Genomic DNA, 19,635 nt, shown 5'->3' with positions numbered 1-19,635 from the left:
CTTCACCTGAGGCACTCAAGATGCGCCGCCTGCTGCTGGTCCTCGCCTGCCTGCCACTCTCCGCCAGGGCACAGGGAGCGGAACGCCCGTTTCGGCTCGTCGTCACCGGGGGCCTGCAGCTGCCAACCGGCTCGTTCGCGGACTATCACGATTACGGCGTCCACGCCGACGTTGGCCTTCAGCTGAAGACGGGCGCGCTTCGACTCCGGCCCGAGCTGAGCTACTCACGATTCGGCTTCAAGGAGTTGTCCGAGGTGCTCACCGGACTCGCTGGCGCCCCCGGTGGGGCCGCCGCCGGGGCAAGGCGCGACGCTTACTCCGATGCCGTAACCACCCTGCTCGGCGGGTTCGCCAACCTGGAACTTCCCCTTGGCTCGGGTCGGGTGCAGCCGTTCCTCCTTGCCGGCGTGGGTGCTGTGAAAGTGGCCAGCGACGCGACCGCGTCCACCCTGTCGTTCAGCGACGTGAACGCCTCGCTCAACTTCGGCGCCGGCTTCCGGGTCCGGATGGGCGGCATTTCGGGGTTGATCGAGGCCCGGTTCAACAACGTGCCGGCGGGTGACACCCAGGCCTTCTTCAAGGACCTGCGCACAATCCCGGTCACTTTCGGGTTTGTCTTCTAGCGAAAGTCCGCAATCGCCTCGAGCGGCTTGCGGTGGATGTCCGGCACGCGCGCATCCCGCGCGGGGTAGCCGACTGGCATGATGAGGTACGCGCGTTCATTCGCCGGGCGCCCAAGCAACTCGGCAAGGAACGCCATCGGATTGGGGGTGTGGGTCAGGGAGACCAGCCCCATGCGATGGATCGCCGCGATGAACAGCCCGATGGCAATGCCCACCGATTCCTGCGTGTAGTAGTGCGTGATCTTCTCGTCGTTGGGCCCGACGCCGTGCGCCTGGCGAAAGACAACCACCAACCAGGGCGCGTCGGTGAGGTGCGGCTTGTGTTCGTCCGTGCCTAACGGGGCGAGGGCGTCGATCCAGCCCTCGGGCGCGCGTCCGTGGTAAAAGGCGTGTTCTTCGGCCTCGGCGGCCTCCCGGATGCGCCGCTTGAGTTCCGGATCGGCAATGGCGACAAACGTCCAGGGCTGCTGGTGGGCTCCACTGGGGGCCGTGCCGGCCGTGCGGATCGCCAGCTCAATGGCCTCGCGCGGCACGGGATCAGTCGAGAAGTGGCGCGTGGTGCGCCGCCGGTCCATCTCGGCATGGAACGCACGGCCCCGCTGGAGCGACTCCTCGATCGGGATCCGCTGGTGCTGCAGCGGGACAAAGGGGTAGTCGGGCATGCGGCGAGTATAGAGTCAGGCGGGAGACGCGGCAACCAGCGGCGCGAAGCAACCGGAGGCTCACGACTCGTGCTTCATGTGCACGTGCCACAACGAAGCACGGGCGGCACGAGCAGCCCGGGCGGCACGCGTGGCACGGGACGCGTGCTGCTCCAGACTCGTGCTGCTCGTGCTTCATCAGTGGGCTCTTGTCACAGCTCTACCCTGCCAGCGCCGTTTCCAGAACCGCCAGCCCTCGCGTGATGTCGCCCGCCGTGATGACCAGGGGCGGCAGCAGCCGGATCGTGTGATCCCCCGCGGAGACCAGGAGCATTCCCGCATCGCGCGCGCGCGCGATCACTTCGCCGGCGGGTTCGGTCACGTCGATCCCGAGCATCAGCCCACGTCCACGGATCGCACGAATCCGGTCCGTCCGCTCCATCATGGCCTCGAGCCCGTCGTGCAACAACGCGCCCATGGCGCGCACGTGCGCGAGCATCGTCTGGTCGGACAGCCGGCCCACCACATGCAGGGCAACCGAGGCAACGAAGGGACCGCCACCGAAAGTCGTTCCGTGGTCGCCGGGTTGCATGGCGCTCGCCACCGTCTCGGTGGCAAGGATGGCACCCATGGGCAGCCCCCCCGCAAGCGGCTTGGCGAGGGTCATGATGTCCGGCGTGACCCCCAGGTGTTCGTACGCAAAGACCTGCCCGGTCCGGCCCAGCCCGCATTGGATCTCGTCGAAGATGAGGGCGATCTGGCGCGCCTTCGTGAGTTCACGCACGCGACGCACGAATTCCGTGTCGAGCACGCGCACCCCGCCCTCCCCCTGGATCGGTTCGAGGATGACTGCGGCCACGGTCTCCGCATTCAGCGCCAGGTCCAGGTCCTCGAGGTCGCGCTCCATGATCGAGATCCCGCCCGCCAGCGGCCGGAAAGGCATTCGGTAGTTGGGGCGATCGGTGGCGGCCAGGGTGCCAAAGAGGCGACCGTGAAACGCCCCCCGGAACGCAAGGATCTCATGCTTCGCGGGACCGCCGATTCCGCGCGCCCACCGACGGGCGATCTTGAAGGCCCCCTCGTTCGCCTCCGCCCCGGAGTTGCAGAAGAAGACGCGATCAGCAAACGACAGTTGGACGAGGGCGTCCGCCAACTGCTCGCCAGGGGCCGTGCGAAACAGGTTGGAGACGTGGACCAGGCCGTCCGCTGCCTGCTTCATCGCCTGCTGCAGGCCGGCATCCCCGTACCCCAGCGCATTCACGGCAATGCCGCTGGTGAAGTCGAGGTAGCGCTTGCCGTCGCTGTCGATCAGCTCAACGCCTTCACCACCCACGAACTCCATGGGGGCCCGCTTGTACGTCGGGAGGAGGGACGGGGTGACGGCGGTGTTCACGGGAGGCGTCATGACAGACATGGGCGTGGCACAATGGGAAGTGTTAATACGTCGCCGCGAGCGGGGCGCGCGTGATGACGGTGCCGCGGGTCGCATCGGCGATCGCCGCGACGCCACCAATGCGCACGCGGGTCACGCCATATTCGAGGGCGCGAAGGGCGGCCTCCAGCTTGGCGATCATTCCACCGGTCGCCACGCCACTCGTGATGTGGGCCGCGGCGGTCCCGGCGTCGAGCGCGGCCACCGTGGCACCCGTGGCATCGCGAAAGCCGTCCACGTCGGCGACCAGCAACAATTCGCTGGCCTGGAGGGCACCGGCGATGGCCGCCGCGGCGTCGTCACCATTGACGTTGCAGCCGCTGCCGTCGTGGGCAAAGCGCCCGACCGGCGAGATGACCGGCACAAAGCCCGCGTCGAGCAGCGCACGCAGCACGGCAGGATGGGCAGATCTCGGCTGGCCGACCGCCCCCAGCGACCCGTCGCCGAATACGTCGCAGACGAGAAGATCGCCATCCTCACCGGAGAGACCCACCGCCGGCAGGCCGGCATTGAGCCATGCGCCGACCAGGCGCTTGTTCACCGTGCCCGAAAGCACCATCCGCACAAGCGAAAGTTCCTCCGGCGATGTCGCACGACGTCCGTTGACGAACACCGGCTCCTGCCCGAGGGCGCGTTGCAGGGCGGTGACCTCGTCACCACCACCGTGCACAACGCAGAGCGGCTCGCCCTTGGCAAAGGCAGCGACAAGAGCCGGCGCCAGGGCCGCGTCACCTTGGGCGCGACCACCGATCTTGATCACGCGCGTCATCGAGGCAGGCCGGCGGTCTCGTTGAAGCCAAACGAGACGTTGGCGTTCTGGATGGCCTGGCCAGCCGCGCCCTTCACCAGGTTGTCGATCGCCGACAGCAGGATGAGCGTTGGCGTGCGCATCTGCGCCGCCTGTCGGACGGTCATGCGCACGACGTTGCGGTGCTGCACATCCCGCAGCGTGGGCAACGCATCCGTCACCTCAACGAATGGTTCGCCGGCGAACCGGGACTGCCAAAGGGCGAGCGGGTCGTCGATTGGAGCGTTCAGCTGCACAGTCACCGTCGCCAGGATGCCCCGGGCCACCGGGAGCAGGTGCGGGGTGAAGAGGAGATCGACCGCGTCGGTGTGGCGCTGGACGAGTGCTCGCATCTCCGGGAGGTGGCGATGTTCATTGCCAACTCCGTAGGCGCGATAGTTCTCCGTGACCTCACCAAACAGCAATTCCGGCTTTGGCGAGTTGCCCGCGCCGGTGACCCCGGAGGCCGCGTCCACCACGACGGTGGACTCCGCGCGCAGCAGTCCGCCCTCGAGCAGTGGGAGCAGCGACAGAAGGATCGCGGTGGGATAACATCCCGGGTTCGCAATGATCTCCGCCCCGGAGAGGGCCGCACGATTCACCTCGGTCAGGCCATAGGGGACGTCCAGCGAGGTGTGGCCCGGCCGCAGGTCGGAGGACAGGTCGACCACCCGCGCACCATGCTCCTGTGCCCGCTCCACCCAGGTGGCCGAGGCTCCGTGTGGGAGCGCACTGAAGATCAGCTCTGCCCCCCGGAGTGGTGCGTCATCCGTTGCAATGAAGCGGACTTCGCGCCCACCGATAAACGCACGTTCCCCTCTCTGGGCGTTCGCGGTCGCGAAGGCTAACGAGAAGTGCGGGTGGTCGGCCAGGAGACCACAGAGTTCGCGGCCAGCGTACCCGCTGGCCCCGAATACGCCAACGGGGATCTTATGCACCAATAATGCATATAGTTGCAGACGGCCTATGTCAAGGCATCGGGGAGCCAATGTGATGGCGGATGCGTGTGCGCCTACCGCCTCGCCCCGGTCCGGCGTATCGTCCCGCCGCCCCGTTGATCTCCCTCCTACGCACCGACCCCCGTGTCAAAGCGCACTCGACAGCAGACCATTCGTGAGCTCATCACGAGCAAGGTCGTGGCGTCGCAGGAGGACCTCCGCGTCCTGCTGCATGAAGCCGGGTGGGACGTGACGCAATCCACCTTGTCACGTGACCTGAGAGAGCTTCGCATCGCGCGCCTGCCGACGCCCGACGGTCCGCGGTACGTCACACCGGAGGCGCTTGGCGCCGACACCGGCGATCGCACCCTGGTGGAAGAGGTCCTGCCGCAGTTTTTCTCCTCAGTTGATGGTGTGGGCGAACTCCTCGTGCTCAAGACCATCTATGGCGGGGCGCAGCCGGTCGCCGAGGCAATTGATGATGCCGGATGGGATGAAGTCATCGGCACGATCGGCGGAGAAAACACCATTCTCATCGTGTGCCGGTCGCATACCGCGCGCGAAGCCGTCGCGCAGCGCTTGCGCCGCATCGCCGAAGCCTAGACGCTCGCACCCGGTTGACTCGGGTTGCACATGTGGTAGATTATGCAGCCCTTCTGAATACCTATTCCGTCTCGGAGTCCCAACATGCGCAAGATTGCGCTCGCCTACTCAGGCGGGCTTGATACGTCGGTCATCGTCCCCTGGCTCAAGGAGCACTACGACGCCAAGGTCGTCTGCGTGGCGGCTGATGTCGGCCAGGGCGTGAACGAACTTCGTGGGGTGAAGGAGAAGGCCATCGCGTCAGGAGCGGACGAGTGCTACGTCGAGGACATGCGCCGCGAGTTCGTCGAGGACTTCTGCTACCCGACCCTGCGCGCCGGAGCGATCTACAATCGCAAGTACCTGCTCGGCACGTCGATCGCCCGCCCAATCATCGCGAAGCGCCAGGTGGATGTTGCCCGCGCCACGGGATGTGATGCCCTCTCCCATGGCTGCACCGGAAAGGGGAACGACCAGGTGCGCTTTGAGCTCACCTACATGGCCTTTGCGCCGGAACTCCCGGTGATCGCGCCGTGGCGCGAAGCGGCGTGGAAGATTCGCTCCCGCGAGGACGCCTTGCAGTACGCCGCTGCGCACAACGTCCCCGTCGCGGCGAGCGCCGCGAAGATCTACTCGCGCGACCGCAACCTCTGGCACATCTCCCATGAGGGCGGCGTGCTCGAGGATCCGGGCCAGGGACCTCCGAAGGACCTCTTCCTGCTGACCACCGATCCGGCCGACGCGCCCAACACGGCCGAGGTCGTCACCATCGGGTTTGAACAGGGAACGCCGGTGAGCGTGAATGGTGTGGCGCTCGATCCCGTGGCGTTGCTGATGCGCCTCAACGAGATCGCCGGCCGACATGGCGTGGGCCGCGCGGACATCGTCGAGGACCGGTTGATCGGGATGAAGTCGCGCGGAGTGTACGAGACCCCGGGCGGCACCTTGCTCTACCAGGCGCTGTCCGAGCTCGAGATGCTCGTCCTCGATCGCCGTACGATCGCCGCGAAGGATGCGATCTCCCCGCGCTACGCCGACCTCGTCTACGAAGGACGCTGGTGGACCACCGAAAAGAAGGCCTACGACGCCTTCATCAACGTGGTGCAGTCGCGGGTCACGGGGACAATCGGGTTGTCGCTGTTCAAGGGCACGTCGTCGATCGTCTCGCGCCAGAGCGACCACGCGCTGTACGACGAGGCGTTCGTCACCTTCGGGGCGGACGACGTCTACCAGCAGAGTGATGCCGCGGGCTTCATTCGCCTGTTCGGCTTGCCGCAACGGGTGCGTGCCCTCAAGGACAAGCAGCTCATCGCCGAGGGCAAGCTCGAGGCACCGAGCGAGTCCACGGTCGAGCTGACCTAGCCACGTGAGCACCAACGACACGACGGGGACGCCGGGCCAGCCGGCGTCCTCGCACCGTTTGTGGGGCGGCCGCTTTGGGGCACAGACGGCGGCCGCGCTGGACGCCGTGAACAAGTCGATTGGCGTCGACTATCGCCTGTGGCCGCACGACGTGAAGCTGTCCCAGTCGTGGGCGCGTGCGTTGCAGGTGGCCGGCGTGCTCACCGCAGCGGAGCGCGACGCCATCGTCACCGGCCTCGACGAGGTCGCGCGGCGGCTGGCCGCGGGCGCCCAGCCGGACCCGTCCGACGAGGACGTGCACACGATGGTCGACCGGATGCTGCACGGCATCGTTGGCGACCCGGCGGCCAAGCTGCACACCGGACGGTCGCGCAACGACCAGGTGGCCACGGGTGCCCGCATGTGGGTGATGGAGGCGTGCCGCACGGTGGATCAGGCCGTCCGGGACCTGCAACAGGTGTTACTGGAGCAGGCGGACGGGCTCGTCAACGACATAATGCCGGCGTACACCCACCTGCAGCGGGCCCAGCCGGTGTCTGCGGCCCACTGGGTCCTGGCGCACTTCTGGGCCATCCAGCGCGATCGCGAGCGCCTCGCGCATGTCGCGCAGACCACTGCCACGCTCCCCCTGGGCTCCGGGGCGATTGCCGGCTGCGCGTTCCCGGTCCCACGCGACCTGCTGCGTGACGAACTCGGATTCGCTCGGCTGTCCGCCAACTCGATTGATGCCGTCGCCGACCGCGACTTCATCGTCGAGATGCTGTTCGCCCTCGCCATGCTCGGCAGCCATGTCTCGCGCATCGCCGAAGATTTCATCCTGTTCGGCACGAGTGAGTTTGGCTTCGTGAAGTTCGGCGACACGTTCACGACGGGGTCGAGCATGATGCCGCAAAAGCGCAACCCGGACGCGCTGGAGATTGCGCGCGGGAGTGGCGGTCGCTTCCTGGGCGAGCTGGTCTCTCTCCTCGCGACGCTCAAGGGATTGCCCAGCGGCTACAACAAGGACCTGCAGGACGACAAGCGCGCGCTCTTTGCGTCGGTGGATGCGATGTTGCTCGTCTTGCCAGGGGTCGCCGGCACCCTCGCCGAGCTGACCTGGCAGCGCGACCGGATGCGCGCGGCCGTGTCGAGCGTGATGATGGCGACCGACCTGGCCGACTACCTCGTCGACCGTGGTGTCACGTTCCGGGAGTCGCACAAGGCCGTGGGCGCGATCGTGCGGGAGGCCGAGGTGAGCGGTCGCGAGTTGCACACCCTGCCGCTCGCCGCGTACGCCGCGGCCCATCCGACGTTTGGCGAGGATGTCATGGACGCGTTGTCAGCAGAGGCCTCGGTGCGGCGACGCGACGTGCCGGGCGGGACGGGACCGAACTCGGTGGCGCGGCAGCTGAGCGAGGCAAGAGCCGCGCTGCTGAGGTAGGCGAACCGCCAAGACGAAGCACGAGCGGTACGAGCAGCACGAGCAGCACGAGCAAGCACGGTAGCACGGGCGGCACGCAGTAGGGTCGCGTGCAGCGCGTGCTGCCCCGACCTCTCGTGCTTCGATGTGGCTGTAGCCGCTATCGCTGACACCGCGTCACCGAATCCCTGAGCCCGCCTAGGGAGCGGTCCTACAGAAAGCGGTATTGGGAGTACCCATTTTCGGCCCGCCGTAGTTCACCGGTGCGCCGTCAGGGGTGCGCCCCAGCCAGCCCCGTCCGGGGTTGTGGAGAGAGGATCTCGCAATGCGTGCATTCATTGGAACCGTGTTGGTCGCCCTGGTGGCATGCCAGCCCGCCGAACAGCAGGGTGCCGCCGCCGGGGCGGACCCGTCCCAACTCACCGGACAGTCAGGTGTGAAGGACAGCGAGTCGCAGCCGGATGTTGTGAAGATTGCGGTAGGCTCCAAGGACCACACGACCCTGGTCGCTGCGGTTCAGGCCGCGAAGCTGGTCGACGCGCTCTCCAATGCGGGCCCGTTTACCGTGTTCGCGCCGACCAACGCGGCGTTCGACAAGCTCCCCAAGGGAACGGTAGAAGATCTGCTCAAGCCTGAGAACGAAGACAAGCTCCGCAACATCCTGCACCATCACGTCACCGTGTCAGCCTTCGAGCTTGCCCAGCTCACGGACGGCCTCGTCCTCGGGATGGCCGATGGCGGCCAGGCAACGATCAGCAAGAAGGGCGAGGACACCTACATCGACGACGCGAAGATCCTCGCCTCGGTCCGCGGGTCAAACGGGATGGTGCACGTGATTGATGCGGTGGTACTTCGGAAGTAGGAACGAACCGGCCAAGAGCGAACCGATGCAGCACGGGCAGCACGGGGCCTGAGCAGCACGCGTCCCGTGCTGCTCGTGCTACTCGGGCTGCCCGTACCCCTCGTGCTTCGCCGTGGCAGTTCGCCCTTACCGCGCCGGGCACCCCGCCACGTCATAGTACGACGACAGCGTCCCCGCATGGTACGCCGCCACATGACGCTCGATCGGGCAGAGCATCGTCACGGAGCGTGGTCCGGGCGACGGGCCGTATCCCCCCATGTTGAACAACGCCCGGATGAAGGTGCTCTGTGGGGTCAACGGCAAGGTCGCCACGTTCGAGAAGAAGGCGCGCCAGTTCACGTCGGACTGGAAGAGGTACTGCTCCACATTGCTTGTGTAGAACGCCGAGATCGTCGCGTCGTGGGCACGCACCCAGTTGCCGACGGCGCGCAACGCCTTGGGCCCGGCGAAGTCTCCGGTGACCGGCACGATCAAGTTCCGGCGTTGCATCTCGCGCACGGTGCGATAGTTCTCCTCGCTCCCCAGGTAGCTCCGCGGCACTCCCTGCGCATCGGTCTCAGCCATCATCTGCCCATATGTAGGCATGTAGCGACCGCCGCCAAAGCCACGCCCCCCTCGACCCGAACCAAAGTTGTAGGTCAGCTCCGGCCCCGCCGTGTAGAACGCGGTCGCCACATACTCGATGCCGGCGTACTCCGCATCGGTCATGGGAAACGCGTGCGTGGTACGCAAGTGCTCCCGCAGCTCCTGCATCGTAAGCAGGTACAGGCCCGAATCAGCCGGCACCTGTTGATAGGCGAGCATCATCGCCTCGATCGACGTGGTGGTATCCAGGCCGGACGGACGGGGGCGCGCGAAGAGGCGCGAGAGGTAGTCCGCGCGTGTTGCGCTCAACTCGAACAACGACTTGTAGTAGAGGTGCTGCATCACGTTCAGGCGGCGGATGTCCACCACGAACGCGATCTTCGGCTTCATCGCCGCGATATAGGTGAAGTTCTGGTCTGGACCGACGCCGAGGTACACGCCACCCCGCGGGGTCGCGTCCACCAATGCGGGAATGGGGTGCTGCATCGTGACCTCGTTCCCCACGAGGTTGTCGGAGCGGAAGTACCCGGCAGGTTCCGACAGGTCGCTACTCAATGCCCAGAACTCGGCATCGCTCAGGCGCTCCGGGATCGGGGCGGCCACGCGGGCCTCGCTCGCCGCCACCGATGCCACGAGGATCACGGCCGAGATCGCCGCGGCCGGTAGCAGGAGTCGACGCCCGGCGTTTCCTTTCCGACGCCCCACCAGTTCACGCCAACGCGAAAGAGCCATGCGCGCCTCCCTCCTGGTGTTGTTGTCCCCCGTCCTGGCCTTGTCGGCGCAGGCACGTCCTTCTACGGCCACCGCTGCCCCGGCGCTGGAGGCCGCGGCGGCCTCCAGCGACGACCGGTTCTCGAGCAACGTCGGGTCCGTCACCATCGGCGGCACCGAGGTGAAGTACCGCTCCACCACCGGGAGGTTGACGCTCCGTCATCCAAACGGCAAGGCGCGGGGTCACTTCTTCTTCGTCGCCTACACCCGTGAGGGGATGGACCCGAAGACGCGGCCCGTCACCTTCACCTACAACGGCGGTCCCGGGTCCCCTGGGATCTGGCTGCACATGGGGCTCATGGGCCCCAAGCGCGTGCAAATGGCGGCCGATGGTTTCCAGCCAGCGCCGCCCTACCAACTGGTGGACAACGACCAGTCGCCGCTCGACGTGACCGACATCGTCATGATCGACCCGATCAACACCGGATTCAGTCGCCCCGCGGAAGGCGAGCCGGCGAGCCAGTTCACCGGCGTGCGCGGTGACATCGAGAGTGTCTCGGCGTTCATTCGCACCTGGCTCGTGCGGTTTGATCGCTGGCGCTCACCGAAATTCCTGCTCGGGGAGAGTTACGGCACCATGCGCTCCGCCGGGGTCGCGGAGGAGTTGCAGAACCGGCATGGGATCGAGCTCAACGGGATCGTCCTCGTCTCCTCGATCCTCGACTACCAGACCAAAGGGTACGTCGCCGGGAACGACTACCCGTACGCCAACTTCCTCCCGTCGTTCACCGCGAGCGCGTGGTATCATAAGAAGCTCCCGGCAGACTTGCAGGCGATGCCCTTGGCGAAGGCCGTGGACGAGAGCCGGCAGTTCGCCTTTGGGGAGTACCTGGCATCCCTGGTAAAGGGGAACCGCCTAACGACGCAGGAGCGGCGTGCCGTGGCGCAGAAGGTCGCGCGGTACAGCGGCCTGTCGGTGGAGTTCATTGAGCAGGCCAACCTGCGTGTCTCGGACCAGCGCTTTCGCAAGGAGTTGTTGCGCGACCGCGGGCTGATGATCGGGCGCCTCGACGGTCGCTACACGGCGCTGGACGCCGATGACGCTGGCGAGACGCAGGAGTTTGACCCGTCGAACCATGCCCTGAGCGGGCCGTACACGGCTCTGTTTCTCGACTACGTCCGGCGCGACCTCGGGTACACCACCGAGCTGCCGTACTTCACGAGCGGACAGGTTCAACCGTGGAGTTACATGCCGTTCCAGAACCGGTACCTGAACCTCGTCGAGTCGTTGCGCGCGACGATGGCGAAGAACCCGTACCTCAAGGTGCTGGTCGCGAACGGGTACTACGACTTTGCCACGCCGTTCGGTGGGACGGAGTACACGTTCGATCACCTCGGCTACGAGCAGACGTACAAGGATCGCGTGAAGCTGACGTATTACGAGGGTGGCCACATGATGTACATCGTCCCGCCCCTGCTGCGGCAGCTCAAGCGGGACATCGCGAGTTTCATCGAAGGATCGCGGGGGGCGACGACGGAAGAGTAGCGGGGACTGCAAACAGATGAAGCACGTGCAGCACGAGCAGCACGAGCAGCACGCGCCGCACGCATCCCGGGAAGCACGAGCGAGGCACGCGCGGCCCACCGTCGTGCCGCGCGTGCTGCCCGGGCCGCCCGTGCTTCTCGTGCTTCGCCTTTTTTGTTGATCGTTCGCCATCCTCGTCCTCCTCGGCATCGCCCCTCCGCCTCCATGAGCCTGCCGTCCCCGGACGCCCTCATCACCCTCCTGCAGGAACTCGGCTGGCTCGCCATCCCGGCCTGCCTGGTACTGATGACGGTGAGTGCCGTCGTCCCGATCCCCGCCGAGCTGCCGGCGATGCTGAATGGTGCCGTGCTTGGTCTCTGGACTGGCTCGGCGGTGACCTGGTGCGGCGCAATGTGCGGCGCCTGGATCTCCTTTCGCGGGGCTGGATGGCTGCATAAGCGCTTTGGCCAGCGCTGGCTCGGGGCCCGGGGACAGGAGAGGGTTGCGGCCCTTGGCCAGGGAACCGGGGTCGTGGAACTCATCGTCCTGCGCCTGACCCCGATCGTGGCCTTTCACCTGGTCAACTATGCGGCCGGGATCGCGCGAATTCCGGCGGGACGTTTCCTGTGGACCACGGCGCTTGGCATCGTCCCGGGCGTGTTCGCGTTCACGGCAAGCGGCATGGCCGTGGCGCACTGGATGTCGCATCCCGCGGTGAAGTGGGGTGCCCTGGTCTTCGTTATCGTGCTGGTCGGCTGGCGCCTGCGACGGCGCGGCTAACGAGGCGGCGAGGCCGACGACGACTGGGTCGGGTTGAGCCCGGGCTTCCGCTCGACCACCGTACCGCCGGAACTCATCCCCCGCCCAAGGCGTACTGCTCGACATGCTCGCGTTCCTGCTCATCGCCCAGCTCGGCGCCATCACGCCCGACAGTTCGTACACCAGCGAACAGCTTCGCGCTTTCGTCGCGGAGGCGTCACGGCGCAATCGCGACGTTCCGGCCGGGCTCACGGCCTACCGGGCCACCGTCGAGAGCGAGATTGCGATCGTCGGTCGTCGCGCAGAGGGAATGGAGGGAGTCGTCTCGCTGGAGCAGGTGCAGAACGAGGTGCGCTGGCGGGTACCGGGCGACTTTGAGCAACGGGTCATCGGGTACCGATCCCAATCGCTGGGGCTGCAGTTCTCGTCGCTGGGGTTCATGACGTCGCCCTGGACGGTGCCGATCCTCTACGGGAACCGGCTCTCGATTCTGTTCGGACGCGACACCTCGCGTCGCACGGTGCGCCGACAGCAGCGTGAACCCATGAGTGCGATCCATCCGCTCGCCGCGGATCGCGATCGCGTGTATCGCTTCTCCGGGGGTGACACCGTCATCACGATGCGGGTTGGCGACCGGGAGCTGCCGATCGTGCGAGTTACGGTCGAACCACGCACCGACCTCCCCCCACGCACGGTGGTCTTTCGCGGGGAGCTGGACCTGGACGCGACGCGCCACCAGTTGGTACGCATGCGAGGGTACTTCGTCGCCCCGCGGCCAGCGCGCCCTAACCTGGCACTGCGCGCGTTTGCCCTCAGTGGCTTCCAGGCCATTGCGTTCGTTGAGCTGGAGAACGGCGAGTTCGAGGGACGCTATTGGTTGCCCACCTACCAGCGATGGGAAGCCCAGGCGGCGTGGACGGCGGCGACTGATGCCCGCAACATCTTTCGCATCGTCTCGCGCTACCGCCAGCACCAGGTCAACGACACCGTGATCGTGGCGCGCGTCGACTCCCTGGTGCCGTCCCCCTATCGCCTGGCCCGTGTGGCTGCCGAGTCTCTGGCTGCATTTCGTGAGTGGCGGCGGGACCTGGGGGATCTCACGAGTGGCGTCCACAGCGATGACTTCGACGACCTCGCGCCCGACGTGTGGCGGCCCACCGGGGCGCCGCGTACCGACTTTCGGGTGCCGCGCGTGATGGACGCCCTGCGCGTGAATCGCATCGAGGGAGCGTTCACCGGATGGGGGGTGCAACACCGCTTTCGAGACGCCTTTCCGGGGTTGGTGCTACAGGGCACCGCGGGGTGGGCGTGGAGCGAGCAGGTCGTTCGGGGGCGCGCGTCCGCACAGCTGGAGCGCGGGGCGTGGACCACGCTCGTGCGTGCCGGCCGGTCGCTCGACATCACCAACGACTTCCGCAGCGCGTTTGACAGTGGCTCGACGCTCGGAGCGGTCTTTGGCGTGGACGACTACGACTACGTGGACCGCCGGTTGGCCGCGGTTGGTGTGCACCGTCGCGTTGGGCAGGCGTTCGGCACGCTGCGCATGGAGACCGGCCCGGTGCGCGACGCGCACGTGGTCCCTCACCTGTCACGCGGGTTGTTTCGCGGCGATTCCGGATTCCGGGACAACCGCGGCGTCGACCCCGGCACCTGGTGGCGCACCTGGGCCTCGTTCGAGTTTCATCCGGACGTGAACGCCGAGTTCATGCGGACGGGCATCGGCGGGTTGGTCAACGTGGAGCATGGCGTGGGCGACCTGCGCTTCACCCGCCTCGACGCACGGGTGATGGCCCGGAGCAATCGTGGGCGCCTCACACTCGTCGCACGTGGCGACCTTGGGCTCCTGTTCGGCGATTCGGTACCTCCGCAGCAGCTCTTCGAGGTCGGGCGAAACCAGCGACTGCAGGGATACGGCTACAAGGAGTTTGTCGGCGACCGGGCGGCGATGCTGCGCGGCCTCACCATGTACCGGCTCCCCGTGCTCGAGGCACCCATTCCCCTTGGTCGCTTCCTGCTCCCGGGGTTGTCGCCGGCGCTCGCCTTCGGGGCGCAGGCCGCAGTGACGGAGCTGTCCGGCACGGGAGCGCAGCAGGCGAACTGGCGCCTGGCGACGCGCGTTGAGCAGCCGCCACCTGTCGATGGATCCGTGCCGCTCGGCGTTGTCGTCCCCGTGGCGCGCGCCACCGACGGCATCCGGACATCGATCACCGTGGGGCTGCGGTTCTTTGGTGGTGCGATCGGCGTGGGCGCGGCGCGGGCCACGGATCGGTCAGGACCGTGGAAGCTGCGCGTCGACTTTGGGCAGGTCATATAGGCGGCGCCGTGACGTCACCTCCCATTGGACGTCGATTTTGTATCTCGCCCTGACCGCATGCCAAGTCGTCGCACATCGTGGGGTTCGGTAGCCTGGCTCGTGCTCGCCGCTGCATGCCAGCTGGCGGGCACGTCGGCACCCTCGACGCCAACACCCGCGCCGGTCGCCGGGACCCTGCGTTGGGAGTTGCCGCTCCCTGGTGGACTTCCCCTGGCCGTCGCGCCTGACGCTAGGGGACTCACGTTCCTTTACGTGGCGACCAAGGAGGGCGGCCTTAGCGTGCTCCGTCGCAACGGGACCAGCGCGCCGGTCGTAGTGGCCACGGTCGGGATCAGCGCCCTCGGCGGACTGCACGCCACCGCGCTCTTGCAGCGAGGCACCGTCCTCTACCTCGGCATTGGTGACTTCTTCAGCAGCCAGGGGTCGAGGACCGGCCTCATCACGCTCGACGTCTCGGACCCCACCAGTCCGCGCGTGACGGCGCGGTGGATCTCGTCGACGGTCATGAGCGGCACCACGGCGCTCGTGGCAAGTGGGAGTCGGCTCTTTTTGGCCGCCAAGCGACATGGCGTCCTGGCCTTTGATATCTCGCGCAGCGATACCACACCGCTCCTGGCCACCATCCTGCCGGATCCGAACTTTCCCAAGCCGAACCCATCGGCCACGGAGCATCCCAATGCGCGGGGACTCGCCGTTGATGGCACGCGTCTTTTTGTGGCTAACGATGCCGGAGGTCTCCGGATCGTCGACATCGCCGACTTGGGGGCCCCGGTGGAGCTGGGCCGGTTCATCAACCCTGGCGTGCGCAACAAGCCGCAGGCTTACAACAGTGTCCAGGTCGCCAATGGTCGCGCCTACCTCGCGGTGGACTACTGCGGCCTGGAGATCGTGGACGTCACCACGCCGTCGACCCCACGGTTGCTGGGCTGGTGGAATCCGTGGTCCTGTGAGTCCGCTTCCAACATCTGGCTGAACAGCGGCGGGCACACCAACCAACTCCACTTCGATGCCGCCCGGCAGCTCGTGTATCTCTCGGCGGGGGCCAGTCAGCTCGTGGCGGTCGACGTGTCGGCCCCCGGTCAGCCGACCCTGCGAGGCCAGTTCCTCTCCGCCGACCCTGACCAGGGCGCGTGGGGACTGGCGAGTTCCACGGACGAAACCTGGCTCACCTATATCACCGCCGTGGTCCCCTTCCGCGGCACGTGGGCCGGGATCCGCGCGATCAATCCGATTCGTTAGGCGGCGGCCTTCGGGCGCCAGGCCACCGCCGTGATCTGGAGCAGATACGGCAATGGCGCAGCACGAGCCGCACGGGAGTTGAGCAGCACGAGTCCCGTGCCACCCGTGCAGCCCGGGCTGCTCGTGCCTCTCGTGCTGCGCCCTGGCCCTTTGCCCTTCAGGCGTCCCTGCGCACCCTGATGTGCAGAAAGTACGGCACAACCGACGCATCCTGTATGTAGGGTACCTCGCGCACCGTCTCGGCACTCGGCGCAGGCTCCTCCATCCGTTCGATCGTGAAGCCGCCCTCCACCAGGAGGTTGACCCACTCATGCAGCGGGCGTGGGAAACGCGGGATGCGGAACTTGCGCATCCCTGCCTTCACCTCGACTGGTGCCGCACCAAAGATCCATTCCTCGATCGCGGCGTGCGGGCGCTGGAAGTAACCGCCCACCTCGATCGCGTAGGTCATGCCGTTCGCGTCACGCAGCTGGCGGCGGTGCGGCGTGGAGAAGCAAGGGTGCTCGATCGAGAACTGCAGGAACCCGCCCGGACGGAGCACGCGACGCGCCTCGGCCAGTGCGCGGTCGGTCTCCGGAAACTCCATCAGGCTCATGAAGGCGACGACAAAGTCGAAGGCCTCATCCGGGAAGGGGAGTTCGACAGCACTTGCGACCTGGTACGTGATCCCGAGCGGCCGGGCCGCTTCGGCGGCACGTGCGTGTGAGATGAAGATCTCGGAAATGTCGATCGCCGTCATCCGCGCGCCGCGGTCCGCGAGGAGGCGCGTGTTGTGCCCCTCACCGCAACCCAGGTCCAGCCCCTCTCGCCCGCGCACCTCGGGGAGTGAGGCCAGAAACGCTGGCGTGTTCAGCTTGTCGCGATAGAGGTCGTACCCACCGCGGGCGAGCTGCGTCCACACCTCGGCGTTGTCGTTCCAGTAGCGGCCTGCTTCGATATGGTCCATGGCGAAACCGGGGAGTGGACCGCGGAGGATAGTCAGATGATGCGAGCGATGGCATCCGTTCGGCGGCGCCCTTCGACCGCTGGTCGAGCGCGCAGCGCGGAGTCGCACCGGCTCCCCCTGCACGAGTCGCCCCGCCCAGGGCCACCACGCCAACGCTTCCGGTTGCGCGCCCACCCGAGCAGGACGATAGTGCTACGCACCATGAAGATTACCATCGAGATTGCTGATGCACTTCTGGAGGCCGCCAAGGCTGCCGCCGCGCGCGACAACTGCACACTCCGTGAGCTCATTGAGCAGGGGCTACGGACGGTGCTTTCCGGAGAGCGCGGACGTGAACGCGGCTTCAAGCTGCGCGACGCCAGCGTTTCCGGGCAGGGACTTCAGCCCGGGGTTGAGTTCGGCCGCTGGGAGCGGGTCGGCGAAAGAGGGGACGAACGCGGCAGTTGATCGAAGTCCGACTCGACTCTCACGGCGTGCGACCTGGTCGAGAACGCGGATCAAGTCATCGCCCTGACACCCATGGGAGGACTTCCTGGACCAGGGTGACCAACAGCCGACCGGGCTCCTCGAACATCGAGAAGTGCCCACTCTTCTCGAAGATTACCAGCTTCTTTGATGGTGCCGTCACGCGCTCGTAGTACGCCTGCACCGGTTCAAGGGGGGTGTGCAGGTCCCAGCGCCCCATGAGGAACAGCACCGGCACTTGGAAGGTCGCGCCTTCGACGAGCAGGTCTCGCTGCATCATGCTGCGGATCAGGAATGGCAGCGCCCAATTTCCGGCCTGCGCGTGCGCGGCCAGTTCGGCGTCGCTGTACTCCGGTGCCCACTCGTTTAACGCGTCGTACAACGCAAGGTCCGTCCGTCCGTACCATCCGCCGTTGTACATGCGTGCCCATTTTCGCACCGTGCCGGCGCCGGGCAGGATCCGCTCGCCTTGCTCACCAGGATAGGGCTCGAGTGCCTCGAGTTCCTTCACGGCCTCCGCATTTCCCGCCTTTCGCGCGCGGGCGAGCGCGCCCTCGTAGGCCGCACGTTCGGCGGCTGCATTTACTGTTTGGCCGAGCCCGATGTAGCCATGGAACTTCTCCGGTGCCCGCAGGGCCATGCGCGCGCCGACGGCGGTCCCCCACGACCACCCCATCACGATGACCTTGTCCTGTCCCAGCCGACGGCGCAGGTGATCCACGATCGCGAGGCCATCGGTGACGATCGTGTCCAGCGTCATGGTCGGTGCCATGCGTTCCTGGTCTGCCGGTGCAAACGAGCTCTTGCCGCTCCCGCGCTGGTCCCATTGCACGACCGTGAAGTAGTCCTCCCACGGCCGCTGGAAGGCCCAGCTGATCGGCATGGTGGGATTGGCGGGACCGCCGTGGATGAACAACAGGATGGGATTCGTCCGGTCGCGACCACGAATGGTGATGGCCTGGCGTGTACCGCCGATGGTGACGACCTCGAGGGTGTCTATCCCTTCCGGGTTCGTGTTCTTCACCAGGTCGGCGACCCGCGCGACGACGGCCGTGCGCTCCGAAACGTCGGGGGTGCATCCTCCGACGAGGAGGCCGAGCACGATGGCGTGGAGTACTCCGGTCGCGTGCTTCACGTGCCCCTCGTACTGCCCGTGCTGCTCGTACCGCCCGTGCCTCGTCCGTGGGGTTCGGCCCCCGGCCCCTCCGCCACAATCGCCACACTCGCCATATCCGCTGTCACGTTGAGGGTCGTCGCAAATGTATCGGGGATGACGTCGACGGCGAAGAGCAGCGCAATGCTTTCCACCGGGATCCCCAGCGAGGCAATGAGTGGTGATAGGAGGAGCAGCCAGCCGTGTGGCACCCCGGGGACACTAAAGGACGACAGCGCCGCCGTCGCCGCGATGGTCAGGCGATCGGCCATGGTGAGGTCCACGCCGTACAGGCGTGCCAGGAAGATCGACGCCACCGTCCACACCACCGGCGACCCGATCTTGAAGGTGGAGACCGCGAGGGGCAACGCGACGCGGGTGACCGACTCCGGGAGTCCGAGGCGTGTTTCCGCCCCCTCGATCAGCGCCGGCAGCGAGGCCAGCGACGAACGTGTGCTCACCGCGACGGCCTGCGCCGGCAGCGCGGCGCGGGCGAATCGCGCCATGGACACCCGCGCGACGATCCACACCGTCGGGTAGAGCAGGATGATGAGGATGACGTTCGCCGCTGCCATCGCGACGATGTAGTAGGTGAGGGCGCTCGCCGTGTCGAGCCCGGTGCGCGATACCATCGGGAGCATCAAGCAGAAGACGCCGACCGGCGACAGGCTGATGATCCAGCGCACCAGCACGAGGATCGCGTCGCCTAACGCCTTGAAGAATGCGAGAACCGGGGCCCGTTGCTCGGTCGACAGGCGCAGGAGCGCGAAGCCAAACAACACGGAGAAGATGACCAGCGGCAACATCGCCCCATCAGCCGCGGCCTTGACCGGGTTGATCGGGATGAGGTTGGTGAGGAACTGCGAGAAGGTGGGCACCGCCTTCGTCGCGCTCACGACCTCTGACGCGCCCGAGACTGCGCTTTCGCGCAGGCTGGCGCTGGTGGCCGGGTCGATCGTGAGTCCCGCAAAGAGGAGGGGGACGATGAGCAGCCCCACAACGGCGGCGAGCCCCAGCAGTCCGATGAACGATGCAAATGCCCGCCCGCCGACGCTGCGCACCACGCGGGCGTCGGCGGCCGAGGAAACCCCGGTAACCAAGAGCGAGACGACCAGGGGGACCACCGTCATCCGGATCGCGTTGACCCACAGTGACCCGATGACCTCGAGGGTGGCCACGAACTGGCTGACCCCGGTCGCACTGGCGACCGGTCTCAGGGCCAACCCCCCGGCGAAGCCGGCGACGAGGGCGATGAGGACGCGGGTGGTGAGGGTCAAGGCCGGGACGGTGGGGAGCGGCAGACGGCAGACGC

Annotated in this window: 18 protein-coding genes; 10 read left to right on the top strand and 8 right to left on the bottom strand. The window is 66.9% G+C overall.

What is annotated here, in order from left to right:
* Positions 1-20: 20 nt before the first annotated feature.
* The gene (locus IPK85_07510) at positions 21-623 is read left to right on the top strand and encodes an outer membrane beta-barrel protein (GenBank protein ID MBK8247223.1); all 603 of its coding nucleotides are present in this window, start codon (positions 21-23) and stop codon (positions 621-623) included.
* Here IPK85_07510 and IPK85_07505 read toward each other — a convergent pair.
* From IPK85_07505 to IPK85_07490, 4 genes are all read right to left on the bottom strand, one after another.
* Entirely contained in the window at positions 620-1,285 is a 666-nt protein-coding gene (locus IPK85_07505) for a nitroreductase family protein (GenBank protein MBK8247222.1), read from the bottom strand. The two genes, IPK85_07510 and IPK85_07505, sit on opposite strands and share 4 nt — an antisense overlap.
* Positions 1,286-1,484: 199 nt before the next feature.
* A complete protein-coding gene (locus IPK85_07500; protein ID MBK8247221.1) occupies positions 1,485-2,669 on the bottom strand; it encodes an acetylornithine transaminase in 1,185 nt (394 codons plus the stop codon).
* Positions 2,670-2,700: 31 nt separating this feature from the next.
* Entirely contained in the window at positions 2,701-3,465 is a 765-nt protein-coding gene (gene argB, locus IPK85_07495) for an acetylglutamate kinase (GenBank protein MBK8247220.1), read from the bottom strand.
* Positions 3,462-4,421, bottom strand: coding sequence for an N-acetyl-gamma-glutamyl-phosphate reductase (locus IPK85_07490; protein ID MBK8247219.1), 960 nt, complete (start codon positions 4,419-4,421; stop codon positions 3,462-3,464). The genes argB and IPK85_07490 overlap by 4 nt, the downstream gene beginning before the upstream one ends.
* A gap of 144 nt (positions 4,422-4,565) precedes the next feature.
* Between IPK85_07490 and IPK85_07485 the strand changes: the two genes are divergently transcribed.
* The 4 genes from IPK85_07485 to IPK85_07470 all read left to right on the top strand — a co-directional run bounded on the left by IPK85_07485 (position 4,566) and on the right by IPK85_07470 (position 8,626).
* A complete protein-coding gene (locus tag IPK85_07485; GenBank protein ID MBK8247218.1) occupies positions 4,566-5,024 on the top strand; it encodes an arginine repressor in 459 nt (152 codons plus the stop codon).
* Between the two features lie 84 nt (positions 5,025-5,108).
* The gene (locus IPK85_07480; protein ID MBK8247217.1) at positions 5,109-6,365 is read left to right on the top strand and encodes an argininosuccinate synthase; all 1,257 of its coding nucleotides are present in this window, start codon (positions 5,109-5,111) and stop codon (positions 6,363-6,365) included.
* A 4-nt stretch (positions 6,366-6,369) separates the two neighbouring features.
* On the top strand, positions 6,370-7,785 hold the full coding sequence (argH, locus tag IPK85_07475) for an argininosuccinate lyase (GenBank protein MBK8247216.1): 1,416 nt from the start codon (positions 6,370-6,372) through the stop codon (positions 7,783-7,785).
* 304 nt (positions 7,786-8,089) lie between these two features.
* A complete protein-coding gene (locus IPK85_07470) occupies positions 8,090-8,626 on the top strand; it encodes a fasciclin domain-containing protein (GenBank protein MBK8247215.1) in 537 nt (178 codons plus the stop codon).
* 126 nt (positions 8,627-8,752) lie between these two features.
* Here IPK85_07470 and IPK85_07465 read toward each other — a convergent pair whose 3' ends face one another.
* Positions 8,753-9,943, bottom strand: coding sequence for a hypothetical protein (locus IPK85_07465; GenBank protein ID MBK8247214.1), 1,191 nt, complete (start codon positions 9,941-9,943; stop codon positions 8,753-8,755).
* Here IPK85_07465 and IPK85_07460 point away from each other — a divergent pair.
* From IPK85_07460 to IPK85_07445, 4 genes are all read left to right on the top strand, one after another.
* Positions 9,942-11,468, top strand: coding sequence for a peptidase S10 (locus IPK85_07460; GenBank protein ID MBK8247213.1), 1,527 nt, complete (start codon positions 9,942-9,944; stop codon positions 11,466-11,468). The genes IPK85_07465 and IPK85_07460 overlap by 2 nt on opposite strands.
* Before the next feature lie 204 nt (positions 11,469-11,672).
* Positions 11,673-12,227 carry a TVP38/TMEM64 family protein gene (locus tag IPK85_07455; GenBank protein ID MBK8247212.1) on the top strand — a complete coding sequence of 185 codons (555 nt, stop codon included), beginning with the start codon at positions 11,673-11,675 and terminating at the stop codon, positions 12,225-12,227.
* 103 nt (positions 12,228-12,330) lie between these two features.
* Complete coding sequence (locus IPK85_07450; protein MBK8247211.1) at positions 12,331-14,520, top strand: hypothetical protein; 2,190 nt, start codon at positions 12,331-12,333, stop codon at positions 14,518-14,520.
* A 57-nt stretch (positions 14,521-14,577) separates the two neighbouring features.
* Positions 14,578-15,759: a hypothetical protein gene (locus IPK85_07445; GenBank protein ID MBK8247210.1), complete on the top strand. Its 1,182-nt coding sequence runs from the start codon at positions 14,578-14,580 to the stop codon at positions 15,757-15,759.
* Positions 15,760-15,916: 157 nt separating this feature from the next.
* Here the strand turns inward: IPK85_07445 and IPK85_07440 are convergent, their stop codons facing one another.
* Positions 15,917-16,705 (bottom strand): methyltransferase domain-containing protein, encoded by a 789-nt coding sequence (locus IPK85_07440; GenBank protein MBK8247209.1) that lies wholly within the window; start codon positions 16,703-16,705, stop codon positions 15,917-15,919.
* A 189-nt stretch (positions 16,706-16,894) separates the two neighbouring features.
* Here IPK85_07440 and IPK85_07435 point away from each other — a divergent pair, with 189 nt between their 5' ends.
* Positions 16,895-17,152, top strand: coding sequence for a DUF2191 domain-containing protein (locus tag IPK85_07435; GenBank protein MBK8247208.1), 258 nt, complete (start codon positions 16,895-16,897; stop codon positions 17,150-17,152).
* Between the two features lie 55 nt (positions 17,153-17,207).
* Here IPK85_07435 and IPK85_07430 read toward each other — a convergent pair whose 3' ends face one another.
* Together IPK85_07430 and IPK85_07425 are read right to left on the bottom strand one after the other, a co-directional pair.
* On the bottom strand, positions 17,208-18,305 hold the full coding sequence (locus tag IPK85_07430) for an alpha/beta hydrolase (protein ID MBK8247207.1): 1,098 nt from the start codon (positions 18,303-18,305) through the stop codon (positions 17,208-17,210).
* Entirely contained in the window at positions 18,302-19,600 is a 1,299-nt protein-coding gene (locus IPK85_07425; protein MBK8247206.1) for a dicarboxylate/amino acid:cation symporter, read from the bottom strand. Before IPK85_07425 ends, IPK85_07430 begins: the two co-directional genes overlap by 4 nt.
* Positions 19,601-19,635 lie beyond the last annotated feature (35 nt).

It is taken from the genome of Gemmatimonadota bacterium, assembly GCA_016712265.1.
Lineage (GTDB): Bacteria > Gemmatimonadota > Gemmatimonadetes > Gemmatimonadales > Gemmatimonadaceae > RBC101.
This window is presented reverse-complemented; position numbering and strand designations above follow the sequence as displayed.